This window comes from Streptomyces sp. NPDC060000, from assembly GCF_042737375.1.
Lineage (GTDB): Bacteria > Actinomycetota > Actinomycetes > Streptomycetales > Streptomycetaceae > Streptomyces.
Window position 1 is genome coordinate 1 of the sequence record NZ_JBHWUU010000004.1, and the last position, 14,471, is coordinate 14,471.

17 protein-coding genes are annotated in these 14,471 nt (G+C 68.5%); 7 read left to right on the plus strand and 10 right to left on the minus strand.

What is annotated here, in order from left to right:
• Positions 1–79: 79 nt before the first annotated feature.
• On the minus strand, positions 80–445 hold the full coding sequence (locus tag ACFWBB_RS03685) for a DUF6479 family protein (protein WP_385266453.1): 366 nt from the start codon (positions 443–445) through the stop codon (positions 80–82).
• A gap of 147 nt (positions 446–592) precedes the next feature.
• On the opposite strand from ACFWBB_RS03685, the gene ACFWBB_RS03690 reads away from it, so the two are divergent.
• Positions 593–1,021 carry a four-helix bundle copper-binding protein gene (locus tag ACFWBB_RS03690; protein ID WP_385266455.1) on the plus strand — a complete coding sequence of 143 codons (429 nt, stop codon included), beginning with the start codon at positions 593–595 and terminating at the stop codon, positions 1,019–1,021.
• Between the two features lie 198 nt (positions 1,022–1,219).
• Complete coding sequence (locus ACFWBB_RS03695; protein WP_385266457.1) at positions 1,220–2,398, plus strand: acyl-CoA dehydrogenase family protein; 1,179 nt, start codon at positions 1,220–1,222, stop codon at positions 2,396–2,398.
• Positions 2,399–3,050: 652 nt separating this feature from the next.
• On the opposite strand, the gene ACFWBB_RS03700 is transcribed toward ACFWBB_RS03695, so the two are convergent.
• The 5 genes from ACFWBB_RS03700 to ACFWBB_RS03720 all read right to left on the minus strand — a co-directional run bounded on the left by ACFWBB_RS03700 (position 3,051) and on the right by ACFWBB_RS03720 (position 6,393).
• Entirely contained in the window at positions 3,051–4,160 is a 1,110-nt protein-coding gene (locus ACFWBB_RS03700; RefSeq protein ID WP_385266459.1) for an NADH:flavin oxidoreductase/NADH oxidase, read from the minus strand.
• Positions 4,161–4,235: 75 nt separating this feature from the next.
• A complete protein-coding gene (locus tag ACFWBB_RS03705) occupies positions 4,236–4,493 on the minus strand; it encodes a hypothetical protein (RefSeq protein ID WP_385266799.1) in 258 nt (85 codons plus the stop codon).
• A gap of 314 nt (positions 4,494–4,807) precedes the next feature.
• Entirely contained in the window at positions 4,808–5,209 is a 402-nt protein-coding gene (locus tag ACFWBB_RS03710; RefSeq protein ID WP_385266462.1) for a RidA family protein, read from the minus strand.
• A 46-nt stretch (positions 5,210–5,255) separates the two neighbouring features.
• Positions 5,256–5,909 (minus strand): SDR family oxidoreductase, encoded by a 654-nt coding sequence (locus ACFWBB_RS03715; RefSeq protein ID WP_385266465.1) that lies wholly within the window; start codon positions 5,907–5,909, stop codon positions 5,256–5,258.
• 52 nt (positions 5,910–5,961) lie between these two features.
• Positions 5,962–6,393 carry a VOC family protein gene (locus tag ACFWBB_RS03720; protein ID WP_385266468.1) on the minus strand — a complete coding sequence of 144 codons (432 nt, stop codon included), beginning with the start codon at positions 6,391–6,393 and terminating at the stop codon, positions 5,962–5,964.
• Between the two features lie 119 nt (positions 6,394–6,512).
• Here ACFWBB_RS03720 and ACFWBB_RS03725 point away from each other — a divergent pair, with 119 nt between their 5' ends.
• From ACFWBB_RS03725 to ACFWBB_RS03735, 3 genes are all read left to right on the plus strand, one after another.
• Positions 6,513–7,181, plus strand: coding sequence for a GntR family transcriptional regulator (locus ACFWBB_RS03725; protein WP_385266470.1), 669 nt, complete (start codon positions 6,513–6,515; stop codon positions 7,179–7,181).
• 196 nt (positions 7,182–7,377) lie between these two features.
• Positions 7,378–8,007, plus strand: a complete 630-nt coding sequence (locus tag ACFWBB_RS03730) for a hypothetical protein (protein ID WP_385266473.1) — start codon at positions 7,378–7,380, stop codon at positions 8,005–8,007.
• A 175-nt stretch (positions 8,008–8,182) separates the two neighbouring features.
• Positions 8,183–8,722 carry an enoyl-CoA hydratase/isomerase family protein gene (locus tag ACFWBB_RS03735; protein ID WP_385266476.1) on the plus strand — a complete coding sequence of 180 codons (540 nt, stop codon included), beginning with the start codon at positions 8,183–8,185 and terminating at the stop codon, positions 8,720–8,722.
• 259 nt (positions 8,723–8,981) lie between these two features.
• On the opposite strand, the gene ACFWBB_RS03740 is transcribed toward ACFWBB_RS03735, so the two are convergent.
• The 3 genes from ACFWBB_RS03740 to ACFWBB_RS03750 all read right to left on the minus strand — a co-directional run bounded on the left by ACFWBB_RS03740 (position 8,982) and on the right by ACFWBB_RS03750 (position 11,693).
• Positions 8,982–9,995: an NADP-dependent oxidoreductase gene (locus ACFWBB_RS03740; protein ID WP_385266479.1), complete on the minus strand. Its 1,014-nt coding sequence runs from the start codon at positions 9,993–9,995 to the stop codon at positions 8,982–8,984.
• A 658-nt stretch (positions 9,996–10,653) separates the two neighbouring features.
• Positions 10,654–11,079 (minus strand): TetR/AcrR family transcriptional regulator, encoded by a 426-nt coding sequence (locus ACFWBB_RS03745; protein ID WP_385266482.1) that lies wholly within the window; start codon positions 11,077–11,079, stop codon positions 10,654–10,656.
• 146 nt (positions 11,080–11,225) lie between these two features.
• Complete coding sequence (locus tag ACFWBB_RS03750; protein WP_385266485.1) at positions 11,226–11,693, minus strand: winged helix-turn-helix transcriptional regulator; 468 nt, start codon at positions 11,691–11,693, stop codon at positions 11,226–11,228.
• A 104-nt stretch (positions 11,694–11,797) separates the two neighbouring features.
• On the opposite strand from ACFWBB_RS03750, the gene ACFWBB_RS03755 reads away from it, so the two are divergent.
• A complete protein-coding gene (locus ACFWBB_RS03755; RefSeq protein ID WP_385266487.1) occupies positions 11,798–12,298 on the plus strand; it encodes a PaaI family thioesterase in 501 nt (166 codons plus the stop codon).
• Positions 12,299–12,517: 219 nt separating this feature from the next.
• Here the strand turns inward: ACFWBB_RS03755 and ACFWBB_RS03760 are convergent, their stop codons facing one another.
• A complete protein-coding gene (locus ACFWBB_RS03760) occupies positions 12,518–13,198 on the minus strand; it encodes a CGNR zinc finger domain-containing protein (RefSeq protein WP_385266490.1) in 681 nt (226 codons plus the stop codon).
• Here ACFWBB_RS03760 and ACFWBB_RS03765 point away from each other — a divergent pair.
• Positions 13,086–13,676: a TetR/AcrR family transcriptional regulator gene (locus ACFWBB_RS03765; RefSeq protein WP_385266493.1), complete on the plus strand. Its 591-nt coding sequence runs from the start codon at positions 13,086–13,088 to the stop codon at positions 13,674–13,676. The two genes, ACFWBB_RS03760 and ACFWBB_RS03765, sit on opposite strands and share 113 nt — an antisense overlap.
• Positions 13,677–14,471: the final 795 nt, after the last annotated feature.

Sequence of the window (14,471 nt, forward strand, 5' to 3'; positions counted from 1 at the left end):
GGCTCGCCCCGCTCGGCTCCTCCCGTGTGGCGCGCCGCCGACCGGATCCGGTCGCCCTCGGCCTGCCCGCTGGTCCGGGTCAATGAGAACCCAGGCCGCCTCCGCCGAAGGAACCGCTGCTGCCGGGGCTCCAGCGCCGCCGTTTCTTGTCCGCACTGGACCGGGTCTGCATGTTGGTCAGTTCGTACGGTGTGAGGGGACGGCCGCCCTCCGGCATTCGGGGCACCTCGTCGGGTTCCCGGTTCTCCCGTATCTCGTGCACCGCGCCGCCCGGCGGCAGGTGCGGCTGCTCTTCGGGGCGCGGCCGGGCCGGCTCGCGCGACTTCACCCGCGTGCCCAGCCAGAAGCTGCCGCCCAGCACGGCCACGAGGGCCATCCCGACCGCGAACATTCCGAGACTGAGCAGACCGCTCGCGGCGGCCAACTCCATGCTTGGGCTACTCATATCACCTCAATACCCCACCAATGGGTCACGAATCGGCCCTGCATGGTCCGTGACTCTCCGTCGGCGGCTTCTCGCGCGGGGCGACCGGTGATACGCCTGGCGCGGCTCGACGGGTTTCGTGCCGCCATGCCCGGCTACCCGTCGGATATGACTTCGGCGACATCTCAGACGTATCAGGGGCATCAGGCGTATCAGGGGCATCAGACGTATCAGACATCGCAGCAGGAGCTCTTCCGGTTCCTGGAGGACCGTTTCGCATGCGCCCAGGCGTGCACGGAGTGTGCGCGAGAGTGTGCGCTGCGCGCCGGACTCGTGGAACCGGGCGGGACCGCGCAGCAGGAACTGCTGCGCCGCAAGGGCATCATGTGCGCGGAGGTGTGTGACGCGACCTGTCGTGTGCTGTCCGAGGACAACCGCCTGGACGAGGCCGGCATCCGCGCCCAGCTCGAGTGGTGCCGGACCGTATGCCTGGAGTGCGCCCACGTCTTCGACAAGCACCCCGGAGCCGAGAGGAGCGCGGCCGCCTGCCGTGCCTGTGCCGAGGCCTGCACGGAATTCATGGCGACGCTGGCCTGAGGTGGCCGACCTGGGACGGTCGGACAGGACGCCGGCCTGAGGTGGCCGACCCGAGACGCTCGGACAGCCGGGGCTCTCCGTCCAGCGCCGCTCGCCCTGCTCGCCGTCCAGCCGATAGGGCCTCCGGCATTCCCAATTACTGGAACACGTTCTACCGTGTGCGCCGTCAGGACCGGCCTTGGGGAGCCAGGAGGCGCCGTGCACCTCGACCACACGCCCGAGCAGCTGCGGCTGCGCACCGAACTGCGTGCCTACTTCGCCGAGTTGGTGCCGCACAATGCCTACGCCCGGCACATCGACCCGGTCGCCGCGAAGCGCTTCTACCGCAAGGCGATCCGCCGGCTCGGAGCCGACGGCTGGCTCGGCGTCGGCTGGCCCAAGGAGTACGGCGGCCGCGGCCTCACCCCGACCGAGCAGTTCGTCTTCTTCGACGAGGCCGCCCAGGCCGGCGTGCCACTGCCCCTGATGGCGCTGAACACCGTAGGGCCGACGATCATGCGGTACGGCACCGACGAGCAGAAGGCGTACTTCCTGCCGAAGATCCTCGCCGGGGAGATCGACTTCGCCATCGGCTACAGCGAACCCGACGCGGGCACCGACCTCGCCGCCCTCAGGACGCGCGCGGTACGGGACGGCGACACCTACGTCGTCGACGGACAGAAGATCTGGACGACCAACGGCGACACCGCCGACTGGGTGTGGCTCGCCGTGCGCACCGACCCCGGGGCCCCGCCGCACAAGGGCATCACCATGCTCCTCGTGCCGACCGACGACCCGGGATACTCCTGCACGGTCATCCGCACCCTCGCCTCCCACGACACCACCGCCAGCTACTACGAGAACGTACGCGTCCCCGTCTCGCGGCGCGTCGGCGCCGAGAACCAGGGCTGGCGGCTGATCACCAACCAGCTCAACCACGAGCGCGTGACCCTCGCCGCGCACGGCACGATGGCGATCCGCGCCCTGCACGACGTGCAGCGCTGGGCCACGGAGACCAAGCTCGCCGACGGCCGCCGCGTCGTCGACCTGCCCTGGGTGCGCCGCCTGCTCGCCCGGACGCACGTCAGGCTCGACGCGCTCAAACTCCTCAACTGGCAGATGGTGGGCGCCCTCCAGAACGGCACCCTCACCCCGCAGGACGCCTCCGCCGTCAAGGTCTACGGCTCCGAGGCCCGCCGGGACGCATACGCCTGGCTGATGGAGGTCGTCGCCGCCCCCGGCGCACTCCAGGAGGGCTCGGCGGGAGCCGTACTGCACGGCGAACTCGAACGCGGCTACCGCTCCGCCGTGATCTTCACCTTCGGCGGCGGGAACAACGAGATCCAGCGGGAGATCATCTCGTGGATAGGCCTGGGGATGCCCCGGGTACGGCGTTAGCCTGTGTGACCACCGACGCTGGTTTGTCACATGCCGGGGATAGTTGGCACCCGAGATGCCCGGCAGCAGACCAGGCCTCGTGCCTGGTGTCCTGTCGCACTGAGGTTGTCGGATTCTCACCGCTTCTCGTTTGCGCTGTCGGGTTCTCGCTGCGTCGTGCGGTAAGCGACGGTGTTTACCCGTACGTAGGGTTTGATCTCATTTTGCTGGTCCGGTTCTCGCTGTACCTGTCACGGTCGTTTTCGGCAGGTACGCGGAGCCGGGGGTGGCGATGGATCTGGGTCTGGTCGATGTCGAGTGGGCTGACGGTGAGGGTGGCGGGCTGCGGAAGTCCGTACTGGAGGCGGTGTCCCGGGTTCCGTTCGAGTCGGTGCTCCCGGTACGGCGGTTCACGTCGTACCGCGGGCAGCGGCACTTCACGGGTTGGTACTGGGCGGCAACGAGGGGTCGCTGGTGGGGCTGGCCTCGCAGCCGTTCCGGGTGACATGGCAGGGGGCGACGCGCCGGATCTCGCATACGCCGGACTGCTTCGCACGGCTGGAGGACGGCTCGGGCCTGGTCGTCGATGTCCGGCCGGCGGACCGGGTCGGCATATGTGCGCACGCATCAGTGCGCCTTAACAGGGCGGCAGAGACTGTAGGGGGTGGGGAGGTCAGCGCTTGCGGCGCTTGACGACGTAGGCGTACTGGTCGGGCCAGCGGGGCTCGGCGTCGAGTTCGAGTGCGGCGTGCTGGGCCCAGTAGGGGTTGCGGAGCAGTTCGCGGCCGAGGAAGACCGCGTCGGCCTGCCCGCTGGTGAGGATCTCCTCCGCCTGCCGCGGCTCGGTGATGATGCCGACGGCCGCCGTGGGGATGCCGGTGGCCTGGCGGGCCCGGGTGGCGAACGGCACCTGGTAGTTCGGTCCGGTGACGATCTTGGCATCGCGGACCATGCCGCCGGTGGACACGTCGAGCAGGTCGACGCCGCGGGCCTGGAGTTCCTTGGCGAGGCGGACGGTGTCTTCACCGGTCCAGCCCTCACGCTCGTCCTCGGGATTCTCGGTCAGCCAGTCGGTGGCCGAGGTGCGGAAGAAGACCGGCAAATCCTCGGGCCACACCGTCCGGACGGCGTCGACGACCTCCAGGGCGAAGCGGATCCGGTTCTCGAAGCTGCCGCCGTAGGCATCGGTGCGGTGGTTGGACGCGGGGGAGAGGAAGGAGTTGATCAGGTAGCCGTGGGCGCCGTGCACCTCGGCGACCTGGAAGCCGGCGGCCAGCGCGCGCCGCGCGGAGTCGGCGAAGTCGCGTACGAGCTGCTGGATCTCCTCCACGGTCAGCTCGTGCGGGACAGCCAGTCCGTCGTACGCGATCGCGCTGGGAGCGACGGGCTGCCAGCCGCCCTCGGTCTCGGGCACGTACCGGTCGGACAGCCAGGGTTTGTCCACGGAAGCCTTGCGGCCGGCATGGGCGAGCTGGACGGCCGGGACTGCACCGTGCGCCTTGATGGCCTGGGTGATGCGGGTGAACGCCTCCTGCTGGCGGTCGTTCCACAGGCCCAGGTCCCAGGGGCTGATGCGCCCGTCGGGCCGGACACCGGTGGCCTCGGCCATGACCAGGCCCGCGCCGCCCGCAGCACGGGAGGCCAGGTGGGCGAGGTGGAAGTCGGTCGGCACACCGGTCTCCGAACCCTCTGTGGCGGCGGAGTACATGCACATCGGGGACATCCAGACCCGGTTGGGTATCTCAAGGGATCGAAGGGTGAGGGGGGTGAACAGCACGCTCACGGTGATTCTCTTTCGGGTGGGGGATTGGCAGGCCGTAGGAAGGCCGACGTTTTAAGGGAGAGTGGTGGGAAGCGTTCAGCGGGCGGCAAGGGAGGCCGCGGCATCCGCGATCGGGATGTCGGCACCGATGACTTCGACGGTCCGGCGGCCAAGGCGCGGTTCGTCGAGCAGGGCGAGCAGCGCGGCCGCGATGCCCGGGCGTGAGATGGAACCGGCGGCGTTCCGCTCGGCCGGCGTCACCCGGCCGGTGCCGGGCTCGTCGCTGAGCAGGCCGGGGCGCAGGATGGCCGTCCGGAACGCGGTCCGTGCGCGGAGGGCGTTCTCGGCAGCGATCTCGGCTCACAGGTAGGCGCGGAAGATCGGGTCGAGGGTGTTGTCCTCAACGGCCCTTGCGGGCCGCCGTACTGCCCAGCCCGGTCTCTGCGGCGAACACCACCGCAGCGGCTGCCCGTCGGGTGCCGTGGGATCTCGTCGCCCGTGGCCTTCTCCAGGTCCACGACGATGACCTTCGTCCCGTCCTCGGCCAGACCCGCAGCCTGCGACGTGTTCCGGATGAGGCCCGCGACCGAGTCACCGCGCTTCGTCAAGAGCCGCTTCCAGGATGAGGGCGATCTTGCCTCGCCAACCGGCTATGACGGCATCCATGATCAGGTCGGCAGGCGGGTGTCGAGGACGAAGTTGACCTCGATGAGCTGACCGGGGAAGAACAGCGAGGCGACGCCGATGGTGGAGCTGGTGGGGCGGTGGTCACCGAAATAGGCCAGGTTCGCCGCGGCCATCGCCATGTTGTACTTCGGCAGGTCCACGATGAACTGGGTCTCCGAGACGACCTGGTTGCGGGTGGCGCCGTAGTGGGCGAGCACCTTCTCGAAGTTGGCGTAGGCCTGCTGGAGCTGAGCGTCGAAGTCGTCCGCGTGGAGGAAGTTGCCCTCGTCGTCGTGGGAGAGCTGCCCGGAGACGTAGATCGTGTCGCCGACCTTGATGGCCTGGGCGAAACCGAACTCCTTCTCACCCAAGACGTCGTGGCTGTAGGAATCGATGACGGTCATGGTGCTACTCCTTGCTGGTGGTGCGGTTGTTGCGTGAGGTGGGAGGTCACGCGGTCGCGAGCTGTGCTGCGGCGTCGGCGACGGGGGTGTCGCCGGAGGTGAGCTCGACGATCACGCGGTTCAGGGCGGGCTCGTGGAGGGCGGCGGCGATGAACGCGGCGACGTCGTCGCGGTGCACGTCGCCGTACTCGATGGCGGGGCCCGCCGTGACCCGGCCGCTGCCGGGGGTGTCCAGAAGGGTTCCGGGACGGACGATCAGCCAGTCGAGATCCGTGCGCGTCAGGTACACGTCGGCGGTCTTCTTGACCTTGACGTAGTGCTCGAAGCCCTCGCCGCCCTCGCCGCCGCGCAGCGCGTCGGGGAACACCGAGACGAGGACGAACCGCGACACGCCGGCGAGCGTGGCCGCGTCGGCGGCCTTCTGGAGGCCCTTGCCGTCGATGAGGGTCGTCTTGTCCATTCCGGTACCGTGTGCACCGGCCGAGAAGACCACCGCGTCATGGCCCCGCATCTTCTGCGCGAGGTCGTCGACCGAGTCGGTGATGAGATCACCGATCACCGGATTCCCACCGGCCTCCCGCACGGATTCGCCCTGCGCGGGCCCGCGATGCATGCCGGTCACCGAGTCCCCGCGGGCGGTGAGGAGTTGGGTGAGGCGGCGGCCGACTCCTCCGGCGGCGCCGATCTGGAACACCTTCATGAACTCGTCCCGTCTTTCGAGTGGTGAGAGGGAGGGGCGCGGTGTCCGCCGGTCAGGCGGCGAACACCTGGGAGTCGTCGGCGAATGCCTTGAACTCCAGCGCGTTGCCGGCCGGGTCGAGGAGGAACATCGTCCACTGCTCGCCCTTCTGGCCCGCGAAGCGCACGTATGGCTCGATGACGAACCCGGTGCCCGCCGCGCGCAACCGCTCGGCAAGCTGCTGGAAGGCCGGAATCGTCAGGATCAGCCCGAAGTGCGGCACCGGGACGTCGTGACCGTCGACCGGGTTGTGTATGCGCTGCGCGCGCTCCGGTGCCAGATGTGTGACGAACTGGTGGCCGTGCAGATTCCAGTCCACCCAGGTGTCCGCGCTGCGGCCCTGCTCCAGGCCCAGGACGTCGCCGTAGAAGCGGCGCGCGGCGGCCAGGTCGTCGACCGGCATGGCCAGGTGGAACCGGGGGATCGGGGAGTCGAAAACAGTCACGGCACTGCCTTTTCGTGGGAGCGGGTCCAGAGCGTCCTTCGATGCTGTCCTAATGTTGACATTGCGACAACAAACGAATGTTAACATTAGGACGTAGCTTGAGGAGGTGCAAGTCAGACATGAGTGATCAGGGCAAGGTGTCCCCGGCTCGCCGTCGCGGACTGTCGGACGAGGTCGCAGACCGGATCCGGGAAGCGATCTTCAGCGGGGCCTACCCCCCCGGTGCCCAGCTGCGCGAGGTGGAACTGTCCGCGGTGATGGACGTCAGTCGCGGCCCGGTGCGTGAAGCACTGCGCGTACTGGAGCGCGAGGGCCTGGTCCACTGCGCGTGGCATCGCGGGACGACGGTGACGACACTGTCTCCCGACGATGTAACGGAGCTCGACAGCCTGCGTGGTGCACTGGAAGACCTGGCCGTCCGCCAGGTGATCACGCGCGCCTCGGACGAGGATCTCGCGTCCCTCGCCAAGGCAGCCGAGGTCATGGAGCGCGTCACGGACGCCCACGAGATGGTCCGACTGGACATCGCCTTCCACGACGCGGTCTTCGCCGCCGCCTGCCACCACCGCCTCGCCGACGCGTGGGACGGCATACGGTGCCAGGTCCACCTGTTCCTGCTGACCCGGATCAACGTCAGCACCGCGGGATACCTCGGCTGCATCCCGCGGGAGCACCACGAGCTCGTCACCGCGCTGCGCTCCCGCGACACCGAAACCGCGCTCCATCTCTTCGCCGCGCACCGTCGCCACGCCGTCGACGTGGTGACCGGGAACGCCGACCCGAACTGAGTGCCGCGGGCCGCCGTCCACAGTCAGTGGGCCTGGCCAGTGAGTATGACCGTGACCTGGTTTGACGGGTCGGAAACGGTCGGCATTCCGACCCTCGAGCCACGCCCCCGCAGGCGCCCCCTTCGCCCGAGCGGGCGTGGCTTCCTTGCGTAGTTGACCAGCACCGCTTGGCATGGACGCAACAATGATGCGCTTGATGCAACGACGGGCATGGTCGCTGAAGCACCCGGTTCAACTTCAACGGTTCGAGGAGTTCACGGGGTTGTACCCGTGGCAGTGGACTCCCGCCGATGGCGAGGCGTTCATCGTCCACCTTCGCAGCGGGTCCAAGCCGATCCAGTTGTCTACGGCTCGGTCGTACGAGGTGGTGATCGAGCTGTTCGTTGAGTACTTGCTGGACCGCCGGTACGGGTGGGTTGAGACGTGCCAGGAACGGTTCGGCCGGTCACCGCAGGTGGTCTTCCACGAAGGCAACTCCGTCCTGCACTCGGTGGAGTACGAGGGCGATCCCCGGCGTCGGCCTCTGACCTACGACGAGGTCCAGACGCTGTTCGACGCCGCCGATGCCCGACCTCGACGCATTCACGGGCAGGGCCGGAAGGGCACACTCACCGCACTGCGCGATGCTGCCGCACTCAAGACCGTCTACGCCTACGGCACCCGGCGGACCGAGTCCTCGAAGGTCGACCTGGTGGATCTGCGACGGCACAGGAAGGCGCCGCAGTTCGGGCAAGTCGGCAGCATGACCGTCGGGTACGGCAAGTCCTCCAAGGGCACACCGCCGAAGCGACGGACCGTGCTTCTGGTCCCCGAGATGGACTGGTAGTCGACGTCCTCGACGAGTGGGTGTACGAGATTCGCCCGCGGCTCTCGCCGGACCGGCATCCGGCCTTGTGGGTGACAGAGCGGGCCGGCCGGATGTCTCCCCGCTCGATCAACGAGGCGTTCGTGACGGCACGCCAGGACGCCGGCCGCGACGAGGACCTCGACCTGCACTGTCTGTGCCACAGCTGCATCACGCATCTGACCGAGTTCGGCTACTCTGCCCGCACGCGGCCGACGCCCTGTACACGGGTCTGGCCACGCACTTCGTCCCCGCGGACGGGCTCGACGCGCTCGGCGATGCCCTGGCCGACAAGCCCGGCGACCCGGTGGACGTCGTCCTGAACCGCCTCGCCGGCCGTTCCGCGGTGGCGGAGAGCGGACTGGCGGCGGTACGCGGGGAAGTGGACTGGGCGTTCTGCGCGCCCACCCTCGGCGAGATCGAGAAACGCCTGCGCCACCTCGACACCCCCTGGGCGGCAGAGGTGCTGGTCGCCCTGGAGTCCGCCTCGCCGCAGAGCCTGGAGATCACTCACGCCCTGCTGGCCCGCGGCAGGCAGCACACGTTGCGCGAGTGCCTCGGCCACGAACTGGCCCTCACGCGCACGACCATCCGCACGCCGGACTTCCTGGAGGGCGTCCGGGCGGCCCTGGTCGACAAGGACCGCACTCCCGACTGGCAACGTGCGTCGCTCGGCGGACGGATGCTGCCGTCCTGAGCATGTCTGCCCACGCATGCGTGGCGGTCCGTCCGCCGTGATCACACTTCTGACACGCAACGGGTGCGAGGACTTGACCACGGCTCGGGGCGGCGTAGAGCCGTGTGTGCGCTGTGTCGAAAGCCATGGCGTGCGAAATGGCACGGAGACGACGCCTACAGCGGCGGCTCTGCGCGAGCGTAGTCGCCATCGGATCGCCGACGGCGTCGTCGCACCTCCGGTGACCGTGCCGGACGGAGGGTCTGTGGTCGGCACGGTCTCAGACGTTGTCGGGCACCATCGAGACCACGACCTTGCCGGCCTTGGTGCGGCCCTGCTCGACGTGCGCCATCGCCTCGAGCGTCTGGTCGAACGGGAAGGTGCTGTCGATGACCGGGCGGAGCTTCCCGCTGTCGTAGAGGGCGCCGAGTTTGCGCAACTGGGAGCCGTTGGCCTGCATGAAGAAGAACTGGTAGCGCACGCCCAGCGCCTTCGCCTGCTTACGGATCTTGCGACTGAGCGTGTTCATGACCAGGCCCATGAAGGATGGGGCGCCGAGTTGCTTGGCGAACCCGGCGTCCGGCGGGCCGACGACACTGATGGCCAGGCCGCCGGGCTTCAGCACGGTCAGTGATTTCTCGAGGTTGGCTCCGCCCACAGAGTCCAGCACCAGGTCGTAGCCGGACAGTACAGTCGAGAAGTCTTCCTTGGTGTAGTCGACGACGACGTCGGCGCCGAGGCTCCTGACCAGCTTCTCGGTGTCGGTGTTCGTGGTCGTCGCCACGGTGGCGCCGAGGTGCTTGGCGAGCTGGATGACTGTCGAGCCGAGGCCGCCGGCACCGGCGTGGATGAGCACCTTCTGACCCGGCTTCACGTGGGCACGGTCGACGAGAACCTGCCAGGCGGCCAGGGCCACCAGTGGCACTGCGGCTGCCTCTTGGAGGGTGAGTGAGGCCGGCTTGGGCGCGACGTCGTCCATGTCGATCGCGATGAACTCCGCGAAGGCTCCGATCCGCAGGTCGCGCGGACGGGCGTAGACCTCGTCGCCGACTTCGAGGCCGTGTACGGCGGAGCCGACCCGCGTCACGACGCCGGCTACGTCGTGGCCGAGCACGAAGGGAAGCTTGTACTTCAGGAGCTGCTTGAACTCCCCATTTCGGACCATTTTGTCCAGCGGGTTGATGCTGGCGGCGCTCACTCTGACCAGGATGTCGCGGTCCCCGACTCTGGGCTCGGGTACCTCTCCGGCGCGCGCGCCGTCCTTGCCGTACTTCTCGACGACGAATGCCTTCATGCCGGCCGCCTTTCTGTGTGGGTGTTCCGGTGGTCCCGTGTGATTCTTCGCGCAGGTCCCCCCGCGCGCCCGTTTCTCGCCTGCGGCCGGGTTGATGTGCTGGTCATGACGCTACCGACTGGGTATAGAAAAGTAAACTCAGCTGGACTGGGATCACCCAGGGCGCACATGTCCGCGCCGCAGACGCAAACGAGCCGGATCTCGGCGGGCAGGAGCAGATCGGCGGCGTCCTGGGTGATCAGTGCCGGCGCGGCTTGCGGGAGCGGTGGTGATGCTCGTGTGCCGGCAGGCTCCGCGCGTCCGTCCGTGATGGCTATGTGCAGGGTGGGTCGGAGGCCTCGGCTGCTGCTCGGTTGACGTTGTGACGTCGCTGGACGCGGGTAGCCGGTCGTCGGCGGCCGTGAGTACGGCTCGGTCGACCCTCTCGCGCAGTCGTCGACCCTCTCGCGCAGTCGTCGACCCTCTCGCGCAGTCGTCGACCGGCCCGACGCCGGGCGGCGGTAGCGGCGGGGCTCCACGAGATGGTTACTGGAAGTGCGTCCTTGCCGACGCATGGAGACCCGTCCCGTTGACGGGCCCAACGGGCCCAATGGACCCAACTACCGCTCAACTATGCGCCGTTGGGCGCCGATCGTATGCCCGCCTCCTTGAATCCGGGTCAAGGCCCGTGTGGTGCGGTCAGGGCTTTGTGCGTCGACTCCAGGATCTTCTCCGACAGTTCCGTGCCCGCCGTGGCCCGGGCAAGCAGGATTGCGCCGACCAGAGTGGCCACCTTGGGAAGGCCGTCGTCGGCGTCGGTGGACAGCCACGCGGCGAATTCCGCTACACCGGCTGCGTACGTTTCCCGCACCTCCCCGGCTGTGGGCTGGCGAGCCATGTCCCCTGCGAATCCCGCGGTGGGACAACCGGTGCCGGGCTGGTCACGGTGCTCGGCCGACAGGTAGAAGTCGACGAGGGTACCGCGTGCGGTGTCGTGATCGCCGTGGGCCGTGTCGAACTCCGCCAGGAGTAGGTCAAGGTCCCCGAAAGCCGCTTGAGCCGCTTCGGCTACCAGAGCCTCCTTGGGGCGACATCGGTGTGCCATGCCAAGGCACCCGTCCCCGCCGAAGGACAACCACCATGACCTCCATGCCCGACCATTTGACCCGTCCCATCCGTCGGGTGCTGCCGAACCGGATCACTCGGCTGATGTCTCACCTCTGTCTGGCCCGCGACCGCGAGGTCGATGGCTCACGACCGGAGGCGGGCGCCTGTTCCCAGCCGGGCGGTGACGTCACGGGGGGTGAGGGTGGAGTGTTCAGTGGTGCACTCGACGACGACGCGGACCGGGGCGTCGCACGCGGTGTGGCGGACGTCCAGTAGAGGACCCTCGGAGCCGAGGGTGTATGCCTCGCCCCACTGGCTCAGTGCCATCAGGACGGGCCAAAGGTCCCAGCCCTTGCGGGTCAGGCGGTATTCGTTGCGGGAGCGGGTGCCGGGCTCCTGATAGGGGACGGTCTTCAGGATGCCGGCCGAGGTCAGCTTGCGCAGGCGGTCGCTGAGGACGGCCTCCGACAGGCCGATGTGGCGGTGGAAGTCGTCGAAGCGGCGGACTCCGTTGACGGCGTCACGCAGGATCAGCAGCGTCCATTTCTCCCCGATCACGTCGAGCGTGCGCTGGACGGGGCAGTTCTCCGTGCTCGCCTCAAGCCACTCCATCCCGTCATCGTAAGGGTCTGCCTTCGCCATTGACAGTCAGGTGAACAGAAGTCTAGCTTCACTTGAAAAAGTCAGCTGACAGTCAGAGGGAAGGGCGCTGGACCGTGGGGCGAACGCGTACGTATCACTGGGAAGATCCCGCGATCTCGGCGGAGGCCGCCGGGCGCATGGCCGGCATCGACTTCCTGCGCGAGGTGCAAGCGGGGCGGCTGCCGAGGGCGCCGATCAGCCACACCGTCGACTTCGCCCTGGACGAGGTGGAGCCCGGCAGGGCGGTCTTCTCGCTGACGCCGGGCGAGGAGCACTACAACCCGATCGGCAGCGTGCACGGCGGTATCTTCGCCACCCTGCTCGACTCGGCGGCGGGCTGCGCCGTCCAGTCCACCCTCCCGCAGGGCATGGGGTACACCTCGCTCGACCTGACGGTGAAGTTCCTGCGGCGGGTCACCGTGGACACGGGCCCGGTGCGCGCCATCGGAACGGTCGTCAGCAAAGGTCGCCAAACCGCCCTCGCTCAGGCCCAGTTGGTCGACGCGAAGGACCGTCTCCTCGCCCACGCCACCAGTAGCTGCATGCTCTTCCCGGTGCCCGCCCCTCCGGTGTGACTCCGCGGGCAGGGCCCTCGGTCTGTGGGGGCAGCCGGGACAACAGGGGTGCATCGATATTCCACTCGGCGGCGGCCCGCTGCCCCTTGGTGACTCGTCGGCTGGGAGGCTGGCGTGTGTCGCATCCGTGCCTGGGCGCCCGGGGGAGGCGTTTCCCTCGGGCGTCGGGCGTCGGGCGTCGGGCGTCGGGCGTCGGGCGTCGGGCGTCGGGTGCTCTGCTCAGGCGACGTGGACGGGGTGGTCGGGATGGTCGGTGTAGCCGGCCTCGCCGGCGCCGTAGAAGGTGTTGGGGTCAGGGGCGTTGAGGGGGCGTTGGTGTGTACGCGCTCGACGAGGTCGGAGTCGGCGAGGGCCATGGTGCGGACGGTGATGACGTCGGCGAGGCGTGGAACACCAGCGGCGGTTGTGAGCGGGGGAGTGGCCCAAGAAGCGCAGGGCGCAGTGACCTGCTCCGCAGACCCTTACGCGCCGGATCCCGGCGGACGGGGGGCGGGCCGACGGCGTCCTGGGCGACGGGCGCGAGCTTGCCTGTGGGCCGGCAGGCGAGCCGTATGGTGACAGCCGGCACCATACGGCTCGCCCACAAGCGAGTTCAGATGGTGGGTCCGTGTCCGCCCTCACTGATGAAAGCCCGACGCTAGTCCGTCGTCCTTGCCGCAGAGGGCACTGGCGACGAGGCGGCCGACCGTCGCTACTGTCGAATCTTTGGATTACGTTCACAATACCATAGACTGGTGAAGTCGGTGAAGGGCAGCCGGTCCTTCCGACCGGCGAAGGAGCGTGCGCTGTGGTGCGGTACGGAAAAGAGCACAAGTCGGAGACGAGGCGGCGGATCATCGAGACGGCGGGCCGCCGGTTCAAGCAAGACGGTATCGACGGCTCCGGGGTCTCGACGCTCATGAAGGACGCGGGGCTGACCAACGGAGCCTTCTACGCTCATTTCGAATCCAAAGACGACCTCGTCACCACGGCAATCGCCGACCAGTTGAAGGCGCAGGCCGAGAGTGTCGTCGCGCGGGCCGCGCCTGGCCGTGCCGGACTCGAGCAGATTGTGCGCGCGTACCTGTCGCCCCTGCACCGCGACAGCCTTGGCGACGGCTGCCCCAACGCCGCTCTGCTCGACGAGATCGGGCGCTGCACCGACACAACCAGGCAGGCGTACACCGACGGCGTGCTGGTCCTCGTCGACGGCATTGCCGCCCGCATGGCGCCCGAGGCCCCGTCCTCCGCTCGTGTGAAGGCGCTCAGCCTCCTCGGCCTGATGGCCGGGACACTGCAGCTCTCCCGCGCCTTGACCGACAGCCAACTCGCCACTGAACTCCTCGATCAGGGGATAGACAACGCCCTCGCCCTGCTGGACGCCGGGCAGCGCGTCTGACGCACCACATCCCCCGGCACTGTGAGCGAACCGTCCGACAGGAACCGTCCGACAGTGCCTCCCTCGCCCATGACCGCCGACTCCAGTGGGGCCCGGAGGTCCCGGCCGTCTTCGGTATCTTCCGCTTCCAGGACGGGAAGATCGCCGAGGACTGGGACATCCTCCACGAGGTGCCGGCGACCACGGCCAACGGCAATGAGATGTTCTCCACCCTCGGCCGGCCGCAGACCGAGGCGCCGGAGCAGCGGTGGTTCACCGCGTACAACACAAGGAGCTGGTCACCGGGTTCGTCGACCAGCTCATGGTCCGCAGGGGCTGGCAGCCATCGACGCCTACGTGGCCCCCGAGTACCACCAGCACAACCCGAACGGCCCCGACGGCGTGGCAGGCGTGAAGGCCGGACTGGGCGCGTGCTTCGAGTGAGTCTCATGACGCCGTCCTCGTCGACCCGTCCTGCACCACGGACACCACGCACGAGGTGCTCGCCCGGTTGGACGATACCGGCCGGGACATCACGGAGATTCATCCACGACCACGGCGATCACTGGCTCAACGCTCCCGAACTGCCCGAACGGTTCCCTGACGGCGTGGTCCGTGCGACGGCCGGATCCAAGGCCCACATGGCCGCCCTGGCCACTGTGCAGTCCCGTGCGGAGTTCTGGGACGCGCTGTTCCCCGGTCAGATGCCGACGACCCCGTCGACGTCCAGGTCGTCGCAGTCGTACCCGGTGGTGCCTGGTGCCCCCAGGGGCACCCGTTGTGATCCCGAACCGTTCGCTTGCCGTCCCGGGTGAT

Bases quoted from the DNA above. Each gene is read 5' to 3' on its own strand.
- ACFWBB_RS03750 (WP_385266485.1), bottom strand. From the start codon at position 11,693: ATGGAGTGGCTTGAGGCGAGCACGGAGAACTGCCCCGTCCAGCGCACG.
- ACFWBB_RS03745 (WP_385266482.1), bottom strand. From the start codon at position 11,079: ATGGCACACCGATGTCGCCCCAAGGAGGCTCTGGTAGCCGAAGCGGCT.
- ACFWBB_RS03730 (WP_385266473.1), top strand. From the start codon at position 7,378: ATGCAACGACGGGCATGGTCGCTGAAGCACCCGGTTCAACTTCAACGG.
- ACFWBB_RS03690 (WP_385266455.1), top strand. From the start codon at position 593: ATGACTTCGGCGACATCTCAGACGTATCAGGGGCATCAGGCGTATCAG.
- ACFWBB_RS03760 (WP_385266490.1), bottom strand. From the start codon at position 13,198: ATGAGCGTCGAGACCCCGGAGCCGTCGATACCGTCTTGCTTGAACCGG.
- ACFWBB_RS03710 (WP_385266462.1), bottom strand. From the start codon at position 5,209: ATGACCGTCATCGATTCCTACAGCCACGACGTCTTGGGTGAGAAGGAG.
- ACFWBB_RS03725 (WP_385266470.1), top strand. From the start codon at position 6,513: ATGAGTGATCAGGGCAAGGTGTCCCCGGCTCGCCGTCGCGGACTGTCG.
- ACFWBB_RS03740 (WP_385266479.1), bottom strand. From the start codon at position 9,995: ATGAAGGCATTCGTCGTCGAGAAGTACGGCAAGGACGGCGCGCGCGCC.
- ACFWBB_RS03685 (WP_385266453.1), bottom strand. From the start codon at position 445: ATGAGTAGCCCAAGCATGGAGTTGGCCGCCGCGAGCGGTCTGCTCAGT.
- ACFWBB_RS03715 (WP_385266465.1), bottom strand. From the start codon at position 5,909: ATGAAGGTGTTCCAGATCGGCGCCGCCGGAGGAGTCGGCCGCCGCCTC.